The sequence below is a fragment of the Azospirillum oryzae genome (assembly GCF_008364795.1).
Classification (GTDB): Bacteria; Pseudomonadota; Alphaproteobacteria; order Azospirillales; family Azospirillaceae; genus Azospirillum; species Azospirillum oryzae.
Genome location: NZ_VTTM01000010.1, coordinates 14207 through 36461, shown reverse-complemented (window position 1 = coordinate 36461; position 22255 = coordinate 14207). Strand labels below are relative to the sequence as shown.

The 22255-nt window shown below is 68.1% G+C and carries 24 protein-coding genes; 16 read left to right on the top strand and 8 right to left on the bottom strand.

The genetic code is table 11. The features are described from left to right. Positions 1-34 precede the first annotated feature (34 nt). The 7 genes from lptC (at position 35) to FZ938_RS22765 (ending at position 6025) form a co-directional block, all read left to right on the top strand. Positions 35-772, top strand: a complete 738-nt coding sequence (gene lptC, locus FZ938_RS22795) for an LPS export ABC transporter periplasmic protein LptC (protein WP_246457598.1) — start codon at positions 35-37, stop codon at positions 770-772. Next, the gene (locus FZ938_RS22790) at positions 769-1644 is read left to right on the top strand and encodes an LptA/OstA family protein (protein WP_149200734.1); all 876 of its coding nucleotides are present in this window, start codon (positions 769-771) and stop codon (positions 1642-1644) included. The genes lptC and FZ938_RS22790 overlap by 4 nt, the downstream gene beginning before the upstream one ends. Then, entirely contained in the window at positions 1641-2432 is a 792-nt protein-coding gene (lptB, locus tag FZ938_RS22785) for an LPS export ABC transporter ATP-binding protein (protein WP_149200733.1), read from the top strand. The genes FZ938_RS22790 and lptB overlap by 4 nt, the downstream gene beginning before the upstream one ends. 33 nt (positions 2433-2465) lie before the next feature. After that, positions 2466-4085, top strand: coding sequence for an RNA polymerase factor sigma-54 (rpoN, locus tag FZ938_RS22780; protein WP_149200732.1), 1620 nt, complete (start codon positions 2466-2468; stop codon positions 4083-4085). A gap of 155 nt (positions 4086-4240) precedes the next feature. Next, complete coding sequence (gene hpf / locus FZ938_RS22775; RefSeq protein WP_149200731.1) at positions 4241-4831, top strand: ribosome hibernation-promoting factor, HPF/YfiA family; 591 nt, start codon at positions 4241-4243, stop codon at positions 4829-4831. Between the two features lie 35 nt (positions 4832-4866). Continuing rightward, positions 4867-5325 carry a PTS IIA-like nitrogen regulatory protein PtsN gene (gene ptsN, locus FZ938_RS22770; RefSeq protein WP_109074398.1) on the top strand — a complete coding sequence of 153 codons (459 nt, stop codon included), beginning with the start codon at positions 4867-4869 and terminating at the stop codon, positions 5323-5325. A gap of 154 nt (positions 5326-5479) precedes the next feature. Next, positions 5480-6025, top strand: a complete 546-nt coding sequence (locus FZ938_RS22765) for a Uma2 family endonuclease (RefSeq protein ID WP_149200730.1) — start codon at positions 5480-5482, stop codon at positions 6023-6025. A gap of 153 nt (positions 6026-6178) precedes the next feature. Here FZ938_RS22765 and ubiG read toward each other — a convergent pair whose 3' ends face one another. Beyond that, the gene (ubiG, locus tag FZ938_RS22755; RefSeq protein WP_246457596.1) at positions 6179-6973 is read right to left on the bottom strand and encodes a bifunctional 2-polyprenyl-6-hydroxyphenol methylase/3-demethylubiquinol 3-O-methyltransferase UbiG; all 795 of its coding nucleotides are present in this window, start codon (positions 6971-6973) and stop codon (positions 6179-6181) included. A 183-nt stretch (positions 6974-7156) separates the two neighbouring features. Here ubiG and FZ938_RS22750 point away from each other — a divergent pair, with 183 nt between their 5' ends. The 4 genes from FZ938_RS22750 (at position 7157) to FZ938_RS22735 (ending at position 13011) form a co-directional block, all read left to right on the top strand. Next, positions 7157-8392, top strand: coding sequence for an aspartate kinase (locus FZ938_RS22750; protein ID WP_085087122.1), 1236 nt, complete (start codon positions 7157-7159; stop codon positions 8390-8392). Between the two features lie 53 nt (positions 8393-8445). Further along, positions 8446-9543: an NAD(P)H-dependent flavin oxidoreductase gene (locus FZ938_RS22745; protein WP_109152702.1), complete on the top strand. Its 1098-nt coding sequence runs from the start codon at positions 8446-8448 to the stop codon at positions 9541-9543. Between the two features lie 41 nt (positions 9544-9584). Further along, positions 9585-11864, top strand: a complete 2280-nt coding sequence (ptsP, locus tag FZ938_RS22740; RefSeq protein WP_425492022.1) for a phosphoenolpyruvate--protein phosphotransferase — start codon at positions 9585-9587, stop codon at positions 11862-11864. Between the two features lie 337 nt (positions 11865-12201). After that, positions 12202-13011: a transglutaminase-like domain-containing protein gene (locus tag FZ938_RS22735; RefSeq protein ID WP_149200728.1), complete on the top strand. Its 810-nt coding sequence runs from the start codon at positions 12202-12204 to the stop codon at positions 13009-13011. A gap of 36 nt (positions 13012-13047) precedes the next feature. On the opposite strand, the gene FZ938_RS22730 is transcribed toward FZ938_RS22735, so the two are convergent. The 3 genes from FZ938_RS22730 to FZ938_RS22720 form a co-directional block, all read right to left on the bottom strand. Continuing rightward, complete coding sequence (locus FZ938_RS22730) at positions 13048-13404, bottom strand: hypothetical protein (RefSeq protein WP_149200727.1); 357 nt, start codon at positions 13402-13404, stop codon at positions 13048-13050. Between the two features lie 4 nt (positions 13405-13408). Further along, on the bottom strand, positions 13409-13651 hold the full coding sequence (locus tag FZ938_RS22725; RefSeq protein WP_149200726.1) for a hypothetical protein: 243 nt from the start codon (positions 13649-13651) through the stop codon (positions 13409-13411). A 410-nt stretch (positions 13652-14061) separates the two neighbouring features. Beyond that, entirely contained in the window at positions 14062-14676 is a 615-nt protein-coding gene (locus FZ938_RS22720) for a hypothetical protein (protein WP_149200725.1), read from the bottom strand. Between the two features lie 98 nt (positions 14677-14774). On the opposite strand from FZ938_RS22720, the gene FZ938_RS22715 reads away from it, so the two are divergent. Both FZ938_RS22715 and FZ938_RS22710 read left to right on the top strand, forming a co-directional pair. After that, on the top strand, positions 14775-15416 hold the full coding sequence (locus FZ938_RS22715) for a Crp/Fnr family transcriptional regulator (RefSeq protein ID WP_246457594.1): 642 nt from the start codon (positions 14775-14777) through the stop codon (positions 15414-15416). A gap of 189 nt (positions 15417-15605) precedes the next feature. Beyond that, positions 15606-15857 (top strand): hypothetical protein, encoded by a 252-nt coding sequence (locus tag FZ938_RS22710; protein ID WP_149200723.1) that lies wholly within the window; start codon positions 15606-15608, stop codon positions 15855-15857. Positions 15858-15931: 74 nt separating this feature from the next. Here FZ938_RS22710 and FZ938_RS22705 read toward each other — a convergent pair whose 3' ends face one another. The 4 genes from FZ938_RS22705 to FZ938_RS22690 form a co-directional block, all read right to left on the bottom strand. Then, entirely contained in the window at positions 15932-16123 is a 192-nt protein-coding gene (locus FZ938_RS22705) for a hypothetical protein (RefSeq protein WP_149200722.1), read from the bottom strand. Positions 16124-16153: 30 nt separating this feature from the next. Beyond that, positions 16154-17845, bottom strand: a complete 1692-nt coding sequence (locus FZ938_RS22700) for a cbb3-type cytochrome c oxidase subunit I (protein WP_174757188.1) — start codon at positions 17843-17845, stop codon at positions 16154-16156. A 19-nt stretch (positions 17846-17864) separates the two neighbouring features. After that, the gene (locus FZ938_RS22695) at positions 17865-18512 is read right to left on the bottom strand and encodes a cupredoxin domain-containing protein (RefSeq protein ID WP_149200720.1); all 648 of its coding nucleotides are present in this window, start codon (positions 18510-18512) and stop codon (positions 17865-17867) included. Between the two features lie 103 nt (positions 18513-18615). Continuing rightward, positions 18616-18963, bottom strand: coding sequence for a hypothetical protein (locus FZ938_RS22690; RefSeq protein WP_174757187.1), 348 nt, complete (start codon positions 18961-18963; stop codon positions 18616-18618). 286 nt (positions 18964-19249) lie between these two features. On the opposite strand from FZ938_RS22690, the gene FZ938_RS22685 reads away from it, so the two are divergent. From FZ938_RS22685 to FZ938_RS22675, 3 genes are all read left to right on the top strand, one after another. Further along, the gene (locus FZ938_RS22685; RefSeq protein ID WP_149200718.1) at positions 19250-19639 is read left to right on the top strand and encodes a hypothetical protein; all 390 of its coding nucleotides are present in this window, start codon (positions 19250-19252) and stop codon (positions 19637-19639) included. Positions 19640-19796: 157 nt separating this feature from the next. Beyond that, on the top strand, positions 19797-20519 hold the full coding sequence (locus FZ938_RS22680; protein ID WP_211101145.1) for a Spy/CpxP family protein refolding chaperone: 723 nt from the start codon (positions 19797-19799) through the stop codon (positions 20517-20519). Further along, on the top strand, positions 20516-22252 hold the full coding sequence (locus tag FZ938_RS22675; RefSeq protein ID WP_149200717.1) for an HlyD family efflux transporter periplasmic adaptor subunit: 1737 nt from the start codon (positions 20516-20518) through the stop codon (positions 22250-22252). Before FZ938_RS22680 ends, FZ938_RS22675 begins: the two co-directional genes overlap by 4 nt. Positions 22253-22255: the final 3 nt, after the last annotated feature.

The window sequence follows — 22255 nt, the reverse complement described above, 5'->3', positions numbered from 1 at the left end:
TGGAAGCCAAGCGCCGAGCCGGAGGGACGAAGAGTTGAGCCTGGACGACCTGCGCAGCCCCGACCGTACGGCAGCCGGCCGCACCGCACCCGCCCCGACCGCCGTCGGCCGGGACGCCCGCGCCCCGGTGCCGGCGGAGCCGCCGACCGCGCTCAGGGCGCACCGGCGGCGGAGCACGCGGCCGGTCGGCCGGTTCTACAGCCGCTTCGTCTCGGCCATGAAGTTCGTGCTGCCGGCGGCGGCGCTGGCGATGGTGGCGCTGCTGGCCGCCTGGCCGTCGCTGAACAGCCCGCCGACCCCGCGCGTCTCCGCCGACGCCGGGCAGAGCGAGATGCTGAAGCCGCGCTATTTCAGCCTGGACGAACACAACCAGCCCTTCTCGCTGGTGGCGGCCAAGGCCGACAAGTCGGCCGACCAGCCCGACATCGTCCTGCTGGACGACCCGCAGGCGGAGATGACCGAGAGCACCGGCACCTGGGTGACCATGCGCTCCGACAAGGGCTGGTACAACCAGAGCACCGGCATCCTGCTGATGCGCGGCAACGTCCACGTCCTGCGCGACGACGGCAACGAGTTCACCACCAGCGAGGCCGAGGCCGACATCCGCAAGGGCAACGCCTGGGGCGAGCAGGCGGTGACCGGCCAGGGTCCGCAGGGCGAGATCAACGCCAAGGGCTTCCGCATGACGGACCGCGGCAAGAACGTCGTCTTCCTCAACCAGTCGAAGGCCGAGGTCCAGGCCGCCGAGCGCCCCGGGAGCAAGAAGCCGTGACGTCCAAACGGTCGCCATTCCGTACCGTCTTGACCCTGTCGGCCATCCTGGCCGGCGGGTTTTTCTCTTTCGTACCTCTGGTTCCGGGGCAGGCCTTCGCTCAGGGGCTGCCCGGCATGGGCGGCAAGCAGCCGGTGGAGATCAACGCCGATCAGGCGATCGAATGGCACCAGGACGTCCGCGCCTATGTGGCGCGCGGCAACGCGTCGGCCAAGCGCAACGACTCGACCGTCTTCGCCGACGTGCTGACCGCCTATTACCGCGAGGTTCCCGGCAAGGGGAACGAGGTGTTCCAGCTGGTGGCCGACGGCAATGTCCGCATCGTCAGCCCGACCCAGCAGGTGTTCGGCGACCATGGCGTCTATGACGTCGACAAGCAGGTGGCCGTCGTCACCGGCAAGGACCTGAAGCTGATCACCACCAAGGACGTGGTCACCGCCCGCGACAGCCTGGAATATTACGAGGCGCAGGACCTGACCGTGGCGCGCGGCGACGCGGTGGCGGTGCGCGGCAACGACCGGCTGCGCGCCGACGTGCTGATCGGCCGGCTGAAGAAGATGCCGGACGGCACCACCCAGATGGAGCGGATCGACGGATCCGGCAACATCGTCGTCACCACCCCCACCGACGTGGCGCTGGCCGACAAGCTGGTCTATTCCGTCGCCGACAACGTCGCGGTGCTGATGGGCAACGTCAAGATCACCCGCGGCGACAACCAGCTGAACGGCGAAGCCGCCGAGATGAACATGAACACCAAGATCAACCGCGTCATCGCTGGCCGCGATGCCGGCGGCCGGGTCAGCGGCCTGCTGATTCCCGGTGAGAAGACCGAGGGCGGCAAGAGCGCCGCCGCCGCGGGCAAGAAGCCGTGACCGTGCTGACCGCGAACGGACCCGGCGCCGCGCCCGCCGGCAGCAGCCCCACGGCATCCGTCCCGACCGAAGGGCTGGTGGCCCAGCATCTCGGCAAGTCGTTCAAGAAGCGGCCGGTGGTGCGCGACGTCTCCATCAGCGTCCAGCGCGGTGAGGCGGTCGGGCTGCTCGGCCCCAACGGCGCCGGCAAGACCACCTGCTTCTACATGATCACCGGCCTGATCGCCGCCGATTCCGGCACGATCACGCTGGACGGCCAGGACATCACGGCATTGCCGATGTACCGCCGCGCCCGGCTCGGCATCGGCTATCTGCCGCAGGAGGCCTCGATCTTCCGCGGCATGACGGTGGAGAACAACATCCGCTCCGTGCTGGAGGTGGTGGAGAGCGACCGTGACGCGCGCGAGGCGATGCTGGACGAGCTGCTGGCCGAATTCTCGGTCACGCATCTCCGCCGCTCCCCCGCCCTGGCGCTGTCGGGCGGCGAGCGGCGGCGCGTGGAGATCGCCCGCGCGCTCGCCGGGCAGCCGCACTTCATCCTGCTGGACGAACCGCTGGCCGGCATCGATCCCATTGCCGTGAACGACATCCGCGAGCTGGTCGGCCACCTGCGCGACCGCGGCATCGGCGTGCTGATCACCGACCACAACGTCCGTGAAACGCTCGACCTCGTCGATCGGGCATACATTTTGCACGATGGTGTGGTACTAATGGAGGGACGGCCGGACGAGATCGTGGCGCACGAGGGCGTGCGTCGGGTCTATCTCGGCGACCGGTTCAGTCTGTAGCCCTCCGTTCCCACTGGTCCCGGTTCAACAGCCATGGCGCTTGCTCAACGTCTCGACCTTCGACAAGCCCAGACCCTGGTGATGACGCCGCAGCTGCAGCAGGCGATCAAGCTGCTGCAGCTGTCGAACATCGAACTGTCGGACTTCGTCGACCGCGAGATCGAGCAGAACCCGCTGCTGGAGCGCGACAGCGGCCCCAGCGACGGCGGCAGCGACCCCGTTGTCGGCGACGGTGCCGGCGGCGAGGCGCCGGGCGGGCTGGACGGCCCCGGCGGCATGGAGGCGAACGGCCTCAGCATCGACGGGCTGAACGGCCGCGACGACGGCCCGGCCCTGGCGCCGACCGACGGGCGCACCCGCGACACCGTGGAGATGACCTCGTCGGACACGATGGCTTCCTCGTCGGAGGCGCCGCTCGACACCGATTTCGAGAATGTCTATGGCGACGACCGCTTTTCCGACGGCTCGGACGGCGGCAGCGAGGTCTACGGCTCCTATGGCGAGCGCGGCGGCCGCAGCGGCTTCGACGATGACGACAGCAACCTCGAAGCGACGCTGACCAGCGAAAAGAACCTGCGCGACCACCTGACCGAACAGCTGAAGATCGACCTGCCCGACCTCGGTGACCAACTGATCGGGCTGGCCCTGATCGACATGCTGGACGAGGCTGGCTGGCTGGTCGGGTTCGACGCCCGGGCGATGGCCGAACAGCTGGGCTGCGACGTGGAGCGGGTGGAGCGGGTGCTGGCCGCCTGCCAGCGCTTCGATCCGCCCGGCATCTTCGCGCGGTCGCTGAAGGAATGCCTGGCGATCCAGCTGCGCGAGAAGAACCGGCTCGACCCGGCGATGGCGGCGCTGCTCGACAATCTGGAGCTTCTGGCCGCGCGCAACCTGCCGGCCATCATGAAGGTCTGCGGCGTCGATGCCGAGGACGTCGCCGACATGGTCGTCGACATCCGCAAGCTGAACCCGAAGCCGGCACTGGCCTTCGACCACACGCCGGCCCAGCTGGTCACCCCCGACATCCTGATGCGCGCCAATCCCGGCGGCGGCTGGCTGATCGACCTGAACCCCGACACGTTGCCGCGGGTGCTGGTCAACCATCGCTATTTCGCCCGCATCTCCGACAGCGCCCGCAACAAGGCCGACAAGGAATACATCTCCGAGCGGTTCCAGTCGGCGAACTGGCTGGTCAAGTCGCTGCACCAGCGCGCCACCACCATCCTGAAGGTGGCGAGCGAGATCATCCGCCAGCAGGACGCCTTCTTCATCCATGGCGTCTCGCATCTTCGGCCGCTGATCCTGCGCGACATCGCCGAGGCCATCGGCATGCATGAGAGCACCGTCAGTCGCGTCACCACCAACAAGTTCATGGCGACTCCGCGCGGCGTCTTCGAGCTGAAATACTTCTTCACCTCCGCCATCCAGGGTGCGGACGGTCAGGCCTCCCATTCCGCGGAAGCGGTTCGGCACCGCATCAAGACCATGATCGATGCGGAAAAGCCGGACGACGTGCTTTCGGACGACAAACTGGTGGAGATTCTCCGTGCGGAAGGGATCGACATTGCGCGGCGGACGGTCGCGAAGTATCGTGAAGCGATGAAAATACCGTCATCGGTGCAGCGACGACGTGCCAAGATGTCACGCATGTAGGTGGGTCGGACGGGGGAGGGCTCGATTGACAGTCCGGTGACCCTTGCCTATCGTCCCGGCCCGCAAGCGGCGGATCAGCATCTTAAGAATGCGGGCATCTTAGAACGTCGTGTCTACACCGTCCCCAGCGGACCAATTTTTGGAAACGTTCCACCATGCAACTCTCCGTCAAAGGCAAGCAGCTCGATGTGGGCGACGCTCTGCGCACCCATGTGGCCGATAGCCTGAACGCCGTGGTCGGCAAGTACTTCGACAAGCCGATCGAGGCGAACGTCGTCCTGACCAAGGACGCGCATCTCTACAAGGCCGATATCCAGGTCCATGTGGGCCGCGGCATCGTCCTGCAGAGTGCCGGCGACGCCACCGAACCCTACCCGGCCTTCGACATCGCCTGCGAGAAGCTGGCCAAGCGCCTGCGCCGCTACAAGCGCCGCCTGCGCGACCACCACGCCGCCGAGAACGGCGCCGCCGTCCCGGCCAGCTACCGCGTGCTGGAAGCCGAGGCCGAGGAGCATCACGACGAGGTCGAGGCTGCCGCCGACGGCGTCGCCAACCCGATGGTCGTGGCCGAGATGGAGACGAGCATCGCCACCCTGTCGGTCAGCGAGGCGGTGATGCGCCTTGAACTGGCGCAGGCCCCCGCCCTGATGTTCCACAACGGTGCGCATGGCCGCCTGAACATGGTCTATCGCCGTGCCGACGGGAACATCGGCTGGGTCGATCCGGCGGAGAAGGCCGGCGCCTGACGGCGCCGACCCGTCTCCCTGGTCAAGAAGCGTCCATGCTCGACCTCATCTCTCCGCACGCCATCCTCCCGAACCTGAAGGCCGGCAACAAGAAGCAGGCCCTGCAGGAGATGGCGCGCAAAGCGTCCGAGCTGACCGGTCAGCACGAGCGGGCGATCTTCGACGTGCTTCTGGAGCGCGAAAGGCTGGGCACGACCGGTGTGGGGCATGGCATCGCCATCCCGCACGGCAAGCTGTCCAGCCTGGACCGCGTCCATGGCGTCTTCGCCCGCCTGGAGCGGCCCATCGATTTCGACGCGATCGATGAGCAGCCGGTCGATCTGATCTTCCTCCTCCTCGCCCCGGAGCAGGCGGGAGCCGACCATCTGAAGGCGCTCGCCCGCGTGTCGCGCCTTCTGCGCGACCAGTCCATGTGCGAGAAGCTGCGCGGAGCCGAATCCGGCGACGCGATGTACGCGCTCCTGACCCAGCACGAGCCGACCCCGTCCAACTGACGGGCCGCCGGTGAGGGGCACGGCATGTTTAAGGGGCCGCCGCACGGGATCGTGCGCGGCCCTTTTTCTTTGGCGGCGGATGCACCAATTGGAGTGGGGCCGGGTGGGCTGGTACACTTGTGCCGAGCCGGTTTTTTTGACAGGGGCCAAGGCCATGGCAGGCGTATCGCGCAAGCCTTGGATTTCGCCGCAGGACTATCTCGCTGCCGAACGGAGCGCCGAGGTGCGGCACGAATATGTCGACGGCGAGATCTTCGCCATGGTCGGGGCGAGCCGCCGTCATGCGACCATTGTCGGCAATTTGTTCGTCGCCCTGCGGCAGGCCGCCCGCGCCCGTGGATGCCAAGCCTATGCGAATGACGTGAAGGTTCGGGTCGAGGCGGCGAACGCCTTCTACTATCCCGACCTCGTCGCGACTTGTGCCGGCGGCGATGACGACCCCTATGTCGTCAAGGATCCGGTGCTGGTGGTGGAGGTTCTGTCCGACAGCACCGAGGCCATCGACCGCCGCGAGAAGCGGACCAACTACCAGAAAATTCCGTCCCTGCGCGAAATCGTTCTGGTCTCCCAGAGCGAGCGTCTGGTCGAGGTCTACCGCCGCGAGGGCAGCGGCTGGACCGTCGATGTCGTGTGCGATGGTCCGGTCATGCTGGCGGCGCTGGACCTCTCTCTGCCGCTGGACGCTGTGTACGAGGATTGAGGACAATCGGCGCCTTTAAAACCGCATCTCTCTCGGCCATCATCCCCGCGAAGGCGGGGATCCAGGTATCCGGCTCAAGCGCTTGAAACGGCTGGATTCCCGCATGCGCGGGAATGACGGTCGAAATGAAGCGGCGTCGGCTTCGGTCGAACCTCACCCCCGCTCCGCCCAGCCCATGTAGTTCACGTCCAGATCCCGCGCGTTCAGCCGGAACTCGTCGCTCAGCGGGTTGTACGTGATGCCGGTCAGGTCGCGTACGCTCAGGCCGTACGTGCGTACGGCGGCGTTCAGTTCGGACGGGCGCAGGAACTGGCGCCAGTTGTGGGTGCCGCGCGGCAGCCAGCGCAGGATGTACTCCGCCCCGACGATGGCGAGAGCGAAGGACTTCGGCGTGCGGTTCAGCGTCGCCAGGAACAGCACGCCGCCCGGCGCCAGCAGGTCGGACAGCGACTTCACGAACAGGTTCACGTCGGCGACATGCTCGATCACCTCCATCGCCAGCACCACGTCGAACTTTTCACTGCTGGCGGCGAGAGCCTCGGCGGTGGTGGCGCGGTAATCGACGGTCGTGCCGGTCTCGGCGGCGTGGGTGGCGGCGGTCTTGATGTTCTTTTCCGACGCGTCGACGCCGACCACACTGGCGCCCATCCGCGCCATCGGTTCGGCCAGCAGGCCGCCGCCGCAGCCGATGTCGACCACGCGCAGGCCCGCCAGCGCGTTGGGCGCCAGCGGGTCGCGGCCCAACCGCTTGCAGACGCTGTCGCGGATGTAGGTCAGGCGCAACGGATTCAGCCGGTGCAGCGGCTTGAACTTGCCGGTCGGATCCCACCATTCGGCGGCAATGGCGGAGAAGCGGGCGACATCCTCCGGATCCACGGTTCCGCCACTGGGTCCATCGGCCGAAGCGGTTGCGGACGCGTGCGGGAAGGCGGAGGATGAGGCGGTCATGGTGAAAATCCGTAAACTGTGAGGCGGGACGGGTGCGGGCAACTTGCCTCGCTTCCACCGACGGAGTATGGATACGCCGCCCCGCGCCGGCAACGGTGGAGCGGGGGTGCGCTCAGCCGACCCGTATGATCCTGATGGCATGATCCAGATGGCATGACCGGGCGGCCAGACATGGTGTGAGGTATGGCGCGGATCGTCCTGAAGTTCGGAGGCACGTCGGTCGGCGACATCGACCGCATCAAGAACGTGGCCCGGAAGGTCGAGCAAGAGGTGAAGGCGGGGCATCAGGTCGCCGTCGTCGTGTCGGCGATGTCCGGCGTGACCAACCAGCTCGTCAAATACTGCAACGACATCGACAAGCTGCACGACGCGCGCGAATATGACGCGGTCGTCGCATCGGGCGAGCAGGTGACCTCCGGTCTCCTCGCCATCGCCCTGCAGTCGCTCGGCATTCCCGCCCGCTCCTGGGCCGGCTGGCAGGTGCCGATCCGCACCGACGACACGCACGGCAAGGCGCGCATCGTCTCCATCGACACCACCGAGATGGAAAAGTCCCTGCAGACCGGCGAAGTCGCCGTGGTCGCGGGCTTCCAGGGCGTGTCGGAACAGGGCCGCATCGCCACGCTGGGCCGCGGCGGCTCGGACACCTCGGCGGTGGCGCTGGCGGCGGCGGTGAAGGCCGACCGCTGCGACATCTACACCGACGTCGACGGCGTCTACACCACCGACCCGCGCATCGTCGCCAAGGCGCGCAAGCTCGACAAGATCACCTACGAGGAAATGCTGGAGATGGCCTCGCAGGGGGCCAAGGTGCTTCAGACCCGCTCGGTTGAGATGGCGATGAACCACCGCGTGCGCGTGCAGGTGCTGTCGAGCTTCGAAGCCGCTGCGGGCAGTTCGCTTCCCGGAACCCTGGTTGTTGACGAGGACGAGATCGTGGAAAAGGAAGTTGTTAGCGGCATCGCCTACAGCCGCGACGAGGCGAAGATCACCCTGGTGGGCGTCGCCGACCAGCCGGGCGTCGCCGCCGCCATCTTCGGTCCGCTGACCGACAACGCCGTCAACGTTGACATGATCGTCCAGAACGTGTCGGAAGACGGCAAGTCCACCGACATGACCTTCACCGTCGGCAAGGCGGACATCGCCCGCGCCGTGAAGGTGCTGGAGGACGCGCAGTCCACCCTGAACTACAAGCGCATCATTTCCGATGCCAACGTGGTCAAGGTGTCGGTCATCGGCGTCGGCATGCGCAGCCATGCCGGCGTCGCCCAGCGCATGTTCAAGGCGCTGGCCGACAAGGGCATCAACATCCAGGTCATCTCGACCTCGGAGATCAAGATCTCGGTCCTGATCGCCGAGGAGTATGCGGAGCTGGCGCTGCGCGCCCTGCACACCGCCTACGGCCTGGACGCCGCCTGAGCGCAGGTGGCGACCCGGGTGCCGGGGACCGCAACAGCAGGGGAGGGCCGGCCATGACCGACGCCACATCATACGCGGCGGCAGCATCGGCCCGGCTCGACCGGCTCTGGAAACGGGGCCGGGAGTTCCTCGGCACCCGCACCGCCGTGATGGGCGGAGCCATGAGCTGGGTGTCCGAACGGCATCTGGTCTCCGCCATCTCCAACGCCGGCGGTTTCGGCGTGCTGGCCTGCGGCTCCATGGCCCCGGACCAGCTGGCGGTGGAGATCGCCGGCACCCGGGCGCTGACCGACAAGCCGTTCGGCGTCAACCTCATCAACATGCACCCGGCGCTGGACCAGCTGATCGACGTTTGCCGCGAGCAGCGCGTCGGCCATGTGGTCGTCGCCGGCGGCCTGCCGTCCAGCGCCACCCTGCGCCGCATCAAGGACGGCGGGGCCAAGGCGATGGCCTTCGCACCGACGCTGACCGCCGGCCGGCGGCTGGCGAAGCACGGTGCCGACGCGCTGGTGATCGAGGGAACGGAGGCGGGCGGCCATATCGGCCCTGTCTCCACAACCGTTCTGGCCCAGGAAATCCTGCCCGAGCTGCGCGAGGTGCCGGTGTTCGTCGCCGGCGGCGTCGGCCGGGGCGAGACGATCCTTTCCTATCTGGAACTGGGGGCGGCCGGCGTGCAGGTCGGCACGCGCTTCGTCTGCGCCACCGAATGCGTGGCCCATCCCAACTTCAAGCAGGCCTTCATCCGGGCGTCGGCCCGCGACGCCCAGCCGTCGGTGCAGATCGACCCGCGCTTTCCCGTCATCCCGGTGCGCGCGCTGGCGAACGAGGCGTCCAAGCGCTTCATGGAGTTCCAGCGCGACGTCATCGCCAGGGTCGATTCCGGCGTCATGAGCCGCGACGAGGGCATGCTGGAGATCGAGCATTTCTGGGCCGGGGCGCTCCGCCGCGCGGTGATCGAGGGCGACGTGGAGAACGGCTCCCTGATGGCCGGGCAGAGCGTCGGGCTGGTCACCCGCGAACAGCCGGTGGCCGACATCCTGGCCGAATTGATCGCCCAGGCCGAATCGGCTCTGGCCCGCCGGGCGATGGATGAGGCATCGTTGACAGGAGTGGGGAGCCTGATGGCGGAACCGCCCGTGGGAGCGCTGTAGCGATGACCGACACCCTCGACACGGCAACCGGTGGCGGCGGTATGGAGGGGGGAATGGACGTCCGTTTCGATGGCACCTCGTCGCGCCGGCTGCTCGCCCGGCTGCGCGACATCATGGCCGGGTCGGGGTCGGGGCAGGACCGGCTGGACAAGATCGTCACGCTGATCGCGGCGGAGATGAAGGCCGACGTCTGCTCCTGCTACGTCATGCGCGCCGGCGAGGTGCTGGAGCTGTTCTCCACCGAGGGCCTGAACAAGACCGCCGTCCACAACACCCGCCTGCGCGTGGGTGAGGGCATCGTCGGCTACATCGCCGGCCATGCCCGCCCGGTGGCCCTGGACAACGCGCCCTCCCACCCCAGCTTCGCCTACCGCCCGGAAACGGGGGAGGACCCGTTCCAGTCGCTGGCCGGCGTGCCGATCCTGCGCGGCAGCAAGGTGCGCGGCGTGCTGGTGATCCAGCACAAGGACCGCCGCCGCTATGTCGAGGAGGAGGTGGAAACCCTCCAGACCATCGCCATGGTCGTCGCCGAACTGGTGGCGCAGAGCGAGCTGGTCAACCCGGTGGAGGTCACCACCACCGGCGACCCCGTGCTGCTGCCGGCCCGCCTGTCGGGCACGGCGATGAGCGCCGGGCTGGCCATGGGCCTCGCCGTCATCCACCGGCCGCAGCTGACCGTCCGCCAGATGGTGGCGGAGGATGCCGACGCCGAGCTGGAACGCTTCAACACCGCGCTGCAGACCATGCACAGCGCCATCGACGATTTGCTGGAGGCGGCGTCGCTGGCGGGGCTCAGCGAACCGCGCGACATCCTGGAGACCTACCGGATGTTCGCCGAGGACCGCGGCTGGCTGTCGCGCATCCGCGAGGCGATCCGCGTCGGCCTGACCGCCGAGGCGGCGGTGCAGCAGGTGCAGAACGACACCCGCGCCCGCATGAGCCATCTGACCGATCCCTACATCCGGGAACGGCTGATGGATTTCGAGGATCTGACCAACCGGTTGCTGCAACATCTGGCCGGCAAGACCACCGGCACCGACAGCGCGACCCTGCCGGACGACATGATCCTGGTCGCCCGCTCCATGGGGCCGGCGGAACTGCTGGATTACGACCGCTCGCGCCTGCGCGGCCTGCTGCTGGAGGAAGGTTCGCCGGCCAGCCATGTCTGCATCGTCGCCCGCGCGCTGAACATCCCGGTGGTGCAGGCGGCCGACGCCCTGAACCGGATCGAGCCGCTGGACCAGCTGATCGTCGACGGCGACCATGGGCAGGTCTTCATCCGCCCGGCCGAAGACATCCAGATGGCCTTCGGCGAGGCGGTGGCGCTGCAGCACCGCAAGGAACAGATGTATGCGGAGATCCGCAAATTCCCGTCGGTGACGCGCGACGGGGTGCCGATCTCCATCCAGCTGAACTGCGGCCTGCTGATCGACCTGCCGCACCTGACCGCCAGCGGGGCGGAGGGCGTCGGTCTCTACCGCACCGAAATCCCGTTCATGGTCCGCGCCTCCTACCCCGACGTGAAGGCGCAGACCGACCTCTATTCCCGCATCATGGACGAGGTCGGCGAGAAGCCGATCGTCTTCCGCACGCTGGATGTCGGCGGCGACAAGATGCTGCCCTACATGACCGGCGGCGAGGAGGAGAACCCGGCGCTGGGCTGGCGTGCCGTGCGCATCGGGCTCGACCACCCGTCGCTGCTGCGCCAGCAGTTGCGCGCCCTGTTGCAGGCGGCCGGCGGCCGGCCGCTGTCGGTGATGTTCCCGATGATCGCCGAGGTGGCGGAGTTCGACGGCGCCCGCCGCCTGCTGGAGCTGGAGCTGAAGCGGCTGGCCGCCCAGGGCATCGAGCCGCCCAGCACCCTGCGTGTCGGCACGATGCTGGAGGTGCCGTCTCTGTTGTGGCAACTCCCGGCTCTGCTGCCCAAGCTGGATTTCCTGTCGGTCGGCTCCAACGACCTGACCCAGTATCTGTTCGCCGCCGACCGCGGCAACCCGCGCACCTCGACCCGCTACGACCCGCTGTCGCCGTCGATGCTGTGCGTGCTGCGCCGGCTGGTCGACGAATGCACCCGGCACAAGGTGTCGCTCAGCATCTGCGGCGAGATGGCCGGCCGGCCGCTCGACGCTATGGCGCTGATCGGCGTCGGCTTCCGCACCCTGTCGATGTCGCCGCCGTCGGTCGGCCCGGTGAAGACGATGCTGCGCTCGCTCGAGGTCGCGGCGCTGCGGGATTACATGAGCGGCCTCTACACCGGGGCCGACCACAGCCTGCGCGACAAGCTGAAGACCTTCGCCAAGGACCATGGCGTGATCATCTGACGGGACTGTCGCCCGGGCCACGCGAGCCTGTCGCAAAGTAGAAAAGGCGGCGCCGGTATGGCGCCGCCTTTTTCATGGGCCGCTGCTGCTGAAAAAGCAGGCAGAGAAATAGAAGGAGCGGTCAGAAGGTTGCCGGCGTAATCCATTCGCGCCGCGATCCGATGTGAAGCGAAATCGCGAAAAGCTGTATGAGTCCGCGCAAAGTCTGTTAGGCTTTTTCAGAGGATTTACAGCGCGGTCCATGCGCCATACATCCATCTTTCCCCCGATCCCTTGCTGCCGCGGATCGACATCGGCACGCGCCGTCACCGGCATGCTTTTTCATCGGAGGGCCCTCATGCGCATTCACCTGGGTTACCGGCTGAATTTCAGCTTTCCCGCCCCGACACCGATGATCGTGATGCTGAACGTGCATTACACGCGCGTCGGCGACCTGGAGCGGCCCGACCACATCGTCACCAGCGTGCCGGCGCCGATCCAGGGCTATCGCGACAGCTTCGGCAACTGGTGCAGCCGGCTGGTCGCGCCCGCCGGCCCCGTCACCATCAGCGCCGACAGCATCATCCGCGACAGCGGCGCGCATGATCCGGCGGACCACGGCGCCGTACAGCACCGCGTGGACGAGTTGCCGGCCGACACCCTGTTGTTCCTTTTGGGAAGCCGCTATTGCGAGACCGACGTCCTGTCGGACGAGGCGTGGCGGCTGTTCGCGGGCACCCCGCCGGGCTGGGCGCGGGTGCAGGCGATCTGCGACTTCGTCCACGGCCATGTGACGTTCGGCTACGAGCATTCGCGCCCGACGCGGACCGCGGCCCAGACCTATGCCGAGAAGTGCGGGGTCTGCCGCGACTATGCTCATCTCGCCATCGCCTTCTGCCGCGCCATGAACATCCCCGCGCGCTACTGCACCGGCTACATCAGCGACATCGGCCAGCCGCCGCCCTATGCGCCGATGGATTTCGCCGCCTGGATGGAGGTGTATCTGGGCGGTCGCTGGCATGTCTTCGATCCGCGGAACAATGCTCCGCGGATCGGGCGCATTCTGATCGCGCAGGGGCGCGACGCCGCCGACGTGCCGCTCACCCACACCTTCGGCCCCAACACCCTGACGGAATTCCAGGTCTGGACCGACGAGGTGACCGCCTGATCCGCGTCCGGCCTTTCCGGCCTTCCGCCTTCCGGTTTATGCCCGGCCCGTCACCGCTTGGCCCGCCGTGGCGTCCAGTGCCGGGGAGGACGGCGGGACGGGCGTACGGACCCGTTCACGGCGCGGCAGCTGTGCGATCCGATGCAGATCCTCCACCCAGGGCGACGGGTAGCTGTCGGTGCCGAAGACCCAGACGGCATCGACGGCGCCATCCGGCTTGCGCAGCAGCACGCGGGCGTCATGCCCGTCCTTTCCGGCCTGGTTGGCGGCCTGAACCGCGGCGATCAGCGCGCCGGCCTGTCCGTTGACGAAGGGGCCATAGCGCTCCCCCTCAAACCGGATGAACCAGCCGTCCGTTCGGCACGACACGATGTAATGGGCTGAAAGGCTCATGAGGTCATTGCTCCTTGAAGGCGGTCGCGCCGGCGGCACGGGCCATGGTGAGACGGGTCAGCACGGCGCCCCGCAGCAGGCTGGCGTGGCCCGGCGGCGGAAAAGCGGGGGGAAGAAGCCGTCCGTCCGCCGCGCCCTGATGCAGCGGATGCCAGCGGCGCTCGGCATTGGTCCAGCGCAGCTGCTCGCGCAGCAGATCGGCGCCATGGGGGCATTGCCCCTCGATGGAGTGGAGCGGGGATGTCATGGCCGTTACCCCGGCCGGGATGTCAGAAGGATGAATGCAAGGCGTGTCCCGGCGTCCATGGGGGCTCTCCGACGGTATTTTCCGACGATGGCCGGATGATCGGCAGGATCGGTGGTCATGCCGTCCGGATGGAGTCACGCCAGGAAAACGCTTCGGATGCACGATCATCGGCAAAGAGGAAGCAAGGCTGGAGCGGCTTCACTGAATTTCAAATGGTGATCCGCTGGGAAATTTGCAATGAATGTTTTAAATAGATCGTGAGTTTTCCGGCCTGCCCAATCGGAAACAAAGGTATTTTTGCCGGGGATTTTATAGGATCATTCTCCGGTTTCATTATAATTTCCTGTGAAAGCCCAAGCCGCGCATCCAGACATCTGCGAGAGTCCGGACAACCAGCGCGCCTTCGCCCGTCAGTGACTGAACTCGCCTCTCGCCATGGCGAGATGGTGCATCTGGTGGTGACCTCCCTGGGCCATGATGCCGATGAACCCAAGTCCCCTGATATGGGCCGTCTGCTTCGGGTCGGTGGCGGTGACGGTCAGCACGACCCCGGTCGCCACGGGCTCGGCCTTGACTGTCCAGCCGTTCACACCGTCGATCTCGTGAGCATGCGCCGGCACCATCCGGCGGATCGCCTCCAGGGTCCGCCCGTCACCGGTGACGGTATAGCTGGCTCCGCCGTCCACCGGCGTCGCGACAGCCGTCGCGTTGAGCGTGACTTCGTTCATGTCGACGAGGTGCCGGCGCAGCGCCTCGATGTCCACCCGGGACCAGTCGGTGCCCGGATCGGTCTCCAGGATGCGGACAATCTCCTGAATGGTGCCGAAGGCATCCTGACCGGGCATGGTCGGGACCACGCCGGATGGCGATGCGGGTGCGTCGGTATGGTGGGCGGCATGATGGGCGGCGTGGTCCATCGGCATCGCGGTCTGAGCGGCTGCGCTCCCAAATCCGATGCCAAGAAATCCGATGCCAAGTCCAACAGCGGCGACGAGGGCAAGGGTGACGGCGGTGCGGATCGGCATGGGATCCTCCTGGTGGGTGACCCCCCGGACGGTAGCCGGGTTCCCTGCAACGCCATATGATTGCAATCATATGGCCGAGAATTCCGGGTGAGGCGGTTTTGGGAAAGCTGGGGGCAAGCGCATGGATCGGGCTCGTCGAACCGCAGCGGCTCCATCGTCGGTGCCTGAAGCCTGGCGAGGCGTTGTTCCGGCAGGGCGATGCGACCGTGGCGGTCTTTCTTGTCGACCGGGGCCGGGTGCGCCTCTTGCGGCACCTCGAGGACGGTTCGTCGGTGACGCTGCACGTTGCCCGCGCCGGTGAGAGTTTTGCCGAGGCCGCTCTGTGGGCGGAGGCCTACCACTGCGATGGCGTCGCCGAAATGCCGTCGCAGGTCATGGTGATCCCCAAGCCGGACCTGCTCGCCGCCCTGGAGGACAACCCCCAGGCCGCGCTTGCCCTGGCCCGTGGGCTTGCCGCTCATGTCCGCGACCTGCGCAGCCGTCTGGAGCTGCGGAACATCCGGTCCGCGTCGGAACGGGTCGTGGCGTGGCTCCGGCTCCAGGTGTCGGGCGATCCGCCGATGCTGCGGCTGGACCGGCCCTGGACAGAGATCGCCGCCGAGATCGGGCTGACGCACGAGGCGATCTACCGGGCCTTGGCCGTTTTGGAGCGCACGGGGCGGCTTGTCCGGGAGAACGGGGTGGTGACGCTCTCCGCCGGTTCGGAAGCAATCGAGGACGCCGCCCGAAAGGATCGATGACGAACCGAGCGCCGCGATGACCTCATCGCCCTGCTTCGTTCGCACTGGCGGCACGGATACCGCCGTCGCCGTTTGCCCAGTCGCCAGCCGGGACCGCCCGTGTTGGAATACTTGTTGGAATACTGGGCGCCGTCCCGGCGTCCATCGAGCAGCCCACGCTCTCGCGGGCTGCAAAACGGGAGGAACACCATGCTCAGGAACGTCGCTTTGGCAGCCGTCTTCGCCGTCGCTCTGACCGGTCCGGCACTCGCCAACAGCTGTCCCAAACACATGGCCGCCATCGACCAGGCCCTGGCGGCCAATCCGAAGCTGAGCGCCGACCAGATGACGCAGGTGAAGAAGCTCCGCGCCGATGGCGAGGCGTTCCATAAGCAGGGCAAGCATGCCGAGTCGGAGGCGACGCTCGCCCAGGCCGAAACCATCCTCGGCATCAAGAAGTGACATAGGGGTGTCATGGGGGCGGAGCGATGCTCATGCCCCCATGGCGCCGCCTTGTCGCACTGTTGTGCAGCGGTTCAGCCCCTGGGCGCCTTCCGGCTGACGGCGACCAGCACTCCGGCGAGCCCCAGGAACAGCACCGCGCCGCCGCCCCAGACCCGGACGTAACCGGGCATGCCAAGACCGGGGACCAGCGCGTAGACGGCGGCGAGCGCCGCCCACACGGCGGCGATGGCGACAACGAGCCAAAGCTCTTCGTTCATTCTCATGACGGTACTCCTGCGCTCAGTGGCCGTCGCTCAGTGGCCGTGCCCGCCGCCGATGGCGATGATCGGCAGCGACTGGATCAGCTGGAACGCGACGATGGTGAAGACGTACATGGCGGCGATCAGCGCCGCGACCGACAGCGGCCCGGTCCAGGCCGGAACCGCGCAGACGCCGCGCGACCCGGTCCGCCAATCGACCACCGGCGCCTGCCCGCCTGACGGGCGCAGCGACAGCAGCGTGCGGACGACGCCGTAGACGGTGACCGAGATGGCGATGGCGAAGATCGTGGCGCCGACGCCGACCAGGGCCATCAGCAGCGGCCATGCCGCCGGGGCCATGCCGCCGTAGCCGACGTCGAAGACGCGCCGCGGCACGCCCATAAAGCCGGCGGTGATGCCGGCCGCGCCGAAGATCAGCAGGCCGATGGTGACGACGGCCGGCATGCGCCGCAGCAGGTCCGGGCGCCACAGGCTGCCTCCGCCGAGTGCCGGCAGGATCACCATCAGTGCCGCCAGAAAGGTCTGGGTCAGCACGCCGACCGCGAAGAAGTGGAAATAGCCGGGCACGAAGAAGGTGTCCGACAACATCGGCGCCAGCTTCTCCTGGATCAGGACGAAGGCGAAGGTGATGCCGATCATCATGTTCACCGCCGCCCAACCCATGTTCGCCATCGCCGGGTTCCGCCAGGGCAGCCCCTGCATCCAGCCGAAGAAGCCGGTGGCGCCGCGCGCCCGGGCGCTGGCTTCCAGCGAGGAGACGATGATCGCGAAGGCCGCCAGGGTCGGCACCGAGACGAACAGCGACAGCAGCGAGCCGACGACCCGGACGCTCTCCGACAGGTTCGGCTCAAGGAACATGTGGTAGAGGCTGGTCGGCGGAACGAAGACCAGATAGGCGGCGAAGACGATCTTCGACAGGCGCGGGCCATGGATCGACGTCACCCCGGTCAGGTGCTCGCTCAGCACGTACCACACCAGCACGGCCGCCATCAGCGGCAGGTAATGCAGGTTGTGGAACAGGATGTGCCATTCGGTGCCGTGGTCGGCCGGGAATGGACCGGCGCCGAGCGCCCACAGCAGGCCGGGCAGGAATGCGTTCGTCGCGGCGATCGCGCTGACCACCAGGAAGCCAGCCCAGGCGAACAGGGCGAAGCCGATGGAGGTGAACTCGCCGGCCTCGCCGCGCAGCCGGGGCTGGAGCACGGTGGCGATGCCGCAGACGGCGGACGCCACCAGACCTGCCGAGAGCAGTAGGTAGCCGAGCGCGAAGACCCCGACGGAGCGCGGGTCGTCCGCGGCCAGTTCGGGGCTGCCGTCATAGAGCAGCGGCGTGCCGGTGGCGGAGATCCACTCGCTGACGCCGAAGCCCGCCAGCATCAGGGCGGCACCGGTCCAGGCGAGGGGGCGCAGGGCGAGGCCCCGGCCGTTCTCGGCCGCCGCCAGCACCAGCAGCAGGGCCGCCTGGATCAGGTAGAGCCAGTAGAAGAACACGGACACGCCGTGCAGGGTCAGGATGCGGTAGGCGTCATCCGGAAGGAAGGTGAGCGCCCCGGCTCGGGCGAGCGCGGTCACGGCGCCGCCAACCAGCCCCAGCACGAGCGCCAGCAGGGCGGCGCCGAACAGCAGCGCGAGGAGGGCCTTGTCGGCCGACGGCAGGGAGGCGACGCGCGCGGTCAGGCGCGAGGTCGCCCCGGCCGGGGCGAAGGAGGTCGAGAGGGTATCCATGCGTTGAGTTCTCCCCGGCTCAGCCGACGACGATGCGGCCGTGCATGGCGTCATGCGCCTGACCGCAGTAGACGGTGCAGTACACGAGGTACTCGCCCGGCTTGGTGAAGGTGATCGTCTGCTCGGTCACGACGTTCGGCCGCAGGCGGATGATGCGGCTGGCGGATCCCAGCTGAATCGACGCGCCATGCGTGATGTCGTCCGCCATCATGCGGAACCGGTAGGCTTGGCCGGCCTTGAGCCGGAGGACATCCGGGCTGTAGGCGAACTTCTGCGCCATCAGGTAGAGATCCGCCGGCTCACCGGACGCCGTCGCCGCACCGGGGCCGTGACCGGCGTCGGCGTGCCCATGCCCGCCATGCGCATCGCCCTCATGGCCGTGGGCGTCCGCGTCGGCGTGTGGATTCACGCTGCCGTCCTTCTGCGCGTATTTCCGGACGAAGAAGTCATGCTCGAAGCGGAACTCCTCGGGCGCCATGCCCTCGGCCGCGCCATGGCCGCCATGACCGTCTGCGTCGGTTTCCCGGGCGGCGTCCTTGTGTCCGGAATGTCCACCGAAGGGAAGCGGGGCGGCGCCATAGGCTGCCCAGGCGCCGTACAGGGAGACGGCGCCGAAGCCCAGCGCGGCGATGAAGCCGCGGCGGGTCGTGAAATGCCTCTCGGACATTTTTGAAAGTCCTCTGATCGCGTGGTCGGAATCGCTCGCGCACGCCGCCGGTCAGGCGGCGCGTGGCCGGGCGTCCGACGCAGGCGTCAGAGCACTCGGCCGATCAGAGGCTGGTCTTCGGAGGGGGCGTGTCCGGTGTGATGTCCCGCGCGTTCGGGACGAAACCGGCCCGCGGGTGCCAGGACGTTTCGACCATGGTCACCGGGATGGCGACGCCGTGCCGGGCCGGGGCCTCGGCCGCCGGACAGCAGGTCGCCGCGACGGCGAGGGCGGCCTTGTGGTGGTCGGTCTGGGATGGAGGCGACGGGGCGTGATGTGAGCCGTGATGACCCATCGAGCCGGCCGGCATGTCCACATGGGCCCCCACATTCGCCATGGCTCCGCCCGCCGCGCCCATCAGGAGCGCGAAGGCGAACGCCAGAATGGCGAAGATGTGGCCCAACCGCTTCATGCCAGCCATTGCTTTGAACGACCCGGGTCTGTCCGGGCCGGCACAACCATAGTCCCCCCGATGGGCGCGGCCATTGATGTCCGTCAACCGGAATCGCCGTCGGACATTTTCCGTATTGACCTTCCCACCGCTGGAGGGTCGATGCTCGCCTGATGCTGCCGGCTGTCGAGACGCCCATGTCGAGATGATCGTGCAGTTGCAGGGACCGGGGAATGGTCTTACGGTTGCGGGAGGGGCCGGTGGGCACGCAGGTGCCGCCCGGTCTCGGACAAGGAAGGCAATCGCCATGTGGCGTGGGGTTTGGTCGACGGTGAGGAGGGTGGTGGTGAGCCTGCTGATGCTGGCCACGCTGCTCGTCTATGCCGTGCCGAGCCACGCCAGTCTGCTGCCTCATCGGCATTCCCCGGCGCCTCATGAGCATGCCCTGGCCGCCACGCAGGACGGTGCCGTCGCTGCCGTGGCGGACCATGAGCACAGGCAGGATTCCTGCGGGGATCTTGGTGTGCTCGGCGACGATGCCTGCTGCAGCGTCGCCCAGTGCGCGACCATGCATGGCGGCCTTCCCACCGATGCCGTCGCGGCCTTCGTTCCGCCCCTCGACCGGGCGGCCTACCTGCCTGCCCTGGCGACGCCCGAAGGCATCGACAGCGACCCCGCACTGCGTCCCCCTCTCTGATCCTCTGACGCCACGAGTCTGTCCGCATCCGGCTTGAGCTTCGGCTCGGCAACGGCTGCCGGTTCCAGTCCTCGTGCGCTCGGCCTTTCTGTTCCCGGCGCTCCCGCGTGGAGTCCGTCCGGGATGGCTCGAACCAGATGATCAGATGGAGGACGCCATGTCGTCTCTCACCCGCAGAATTCTCCCGGTCTTCGCGCTCTTCACCATGATGTCGGCTGCCCAGGCCCAGACCGCCGCTACTCCGGACCAAGCCCAGGATCACCAAGCCCACCACCCCGGCGGCGCCACGACCACCCAGGTCCAGCCCGCTCCGGCCCCGACGCCCGCCCAGCCGTCCCAGGGCGTCCAGCCCGTGATGCCCGGCACTGCGCCCATGATGGGGCAAGGCATGGGCGGCGGCATGATGATGAACATGGACCAGATGCGCCCGATGATGGGCGGCATGATGGGCCAGCAGAGCGGCCAATCCGGCATGATGGGCCAGATGATGCCCATGATGCGCCAGATGATGATGGGCCAGCAGGGCGGCATGGGCGCTATGGGCGCCATGGGCCTGCCGTTCGAGCACGTCGAGGGCCGCATCGCCTTCCTGAAGGCGGAGCTGAAGATCACCGATGCCCAGGCGCCGCAGTGGAACGCCTTTGCCGACACCCTGCGGTCGAACGCCAAGGCCCATCAGGCCATGCACGAGCAGATGACCAAGGGGGGAATGCCGTCCGCATGGCCGGACCGGCTGGCCGCCCAGCAGAAGGTCCTGTCCACCCGGCTCGACGCCATGAAGGCCCTGGAGGCTGCCGCCAAGCCGCTCTACGCCGTGTTGACCGACGAACAGAAGAAGACCGCCGACCTGCTGTTCGCCAGCCCGATGGGGATGATGTGAGGAGAGGACCAATCCACCGACGCCTTCTCGCCGCGGCCGCGATCGCCGCGAGCCTTGCCGCGCCGGTCGCCCTTCCGGCGCTGGCCCATGAAGGGCACGGGCACGGCGACGCTCCCAAGCCGGTGGTCGCCACCGCGATGCCGACCATGGAGACGGCCTCGCCGGACTTCGAACTGGTGGCGGTCGTCCAGGGGAAAAGCCTGGTCGTCTACCTGGACCGTTTCGCCACCAACGAACCGGTGACCGGCGCGACCGTCGAGGTCAGCGCCGGCGGGGAAGCCGTGACCGCCTCCCCCGTTTCCGGGGAGGAGGGCGTCTATCGCCTCGACGCCGCGTGGGTGTCGAAGCCGGGGCCGCACGAGCTGACCGTATCGGTGACGGCGGCCGATGCCGCCGACCTGCTCATCGGCACGCTGGAGATCCCGGCGACCGCCCAGCCCGCCGAGCCGGAGGATGGGAGCGGCGTGTCCGCCATCCTCGGTCAGGTGCGGCATGACCCCGGCCTGATGCTGGGGGCCGTCATGGTCTTCCTGCTCGGCGTGCTGACCACTGTGGCGCTGACCCGGCGGGGCCGGGCGCGCACGGTTGCCGGGGCGGCTCTGATCGGCCTCGGCCTATTGCTGGCCGGCGGCGCCGCCTTCGCCCATGGCGGCGAGGACCACAGTCACGGCGACGAGGCGAAGGACCGGACTCCGGGAGCGGCGGCCATGCCGATGGCGGTGACCGGCGCGGCGGAGAGCCCGCGCAGGTTGCCGGACGGCAGCCTGTATGTGCCCAAGACGTCGCAGCGCCTGTTGTCGGTCCGCACCATGGTCGCGAAGACGCAGCAGGCGGCGCAGACGGTTCAGCTGATCGGTCAGGTCGTGGCCGATCCGAACGGCGGCGGCCATGTCCAGGCGACCCAGAGCGGCCGCATCGAGCCGGGCGAGCAGGGGCTGCCCTATGTCGGCCAGCGGGTCGAGGCAGGGCAAATCCTGGCCACCATCACGCCCGCCGTGAACGTCGTGGACCGCAGCGGCATCCAGCAGCAGATCGCCATGGTCGAGCAGGAACTCGTCATCGCCGAGTCCCGCGTCCAGCGTCTCCGCAAGCTGGAAGGCAGCGTGCCGCAGCGCGACATCGAGGAGGCGGAGGCCAACCTCAACGGCCTGCGCAAGCGCCGCGCCGCCCTGTCGCCGACCCTGACCACCAGGGAGGCACTGCGCGCGCCCATCGCCGGGGTCGTCACCGCCAACAACGTCAAGGCCGGTCAGGTCATCGAAGCCCGCGATCAGGTCCTGTTCGAGATCGTCGACCCCTCGCGGCTGATGGTCGAAGCGGTGGCCTTCGATCCCCGGGTGGCGAACGCCATCAAGGCGGCCACGGCGACGACCGCCGACGGCACCAGCCTGTCCCTGGAACTGCTCGGCTCCAGCCTGGCGCTGCGCCAGCAGGCGATCCCGCTGCTCTTCCGCATCGGCAATCCGCCGTCGGGACTCGGTGTCGGCCAGCCGGTCCGGCTCGTCGCCCAGGTGCAGGGCACCGCGTCGGGCATCGTCCTGCCGCGCCACAGCGTGGTGCGCAGCGCCGGCGGTCAGCCGATCGTCTGGCAGCACGAGTCGCCTCAACGCTTCGTCGCCCGGCCCGTGCGCACGCAGCCGGTTGATGGCGGCACGGTGTTGGTCCTGGCGGGCATCGAGCCGGAGGCGCGCATCGTCACCGACGGCGCCGGCCTGCTGAACCAGGTCCGGTGAGGC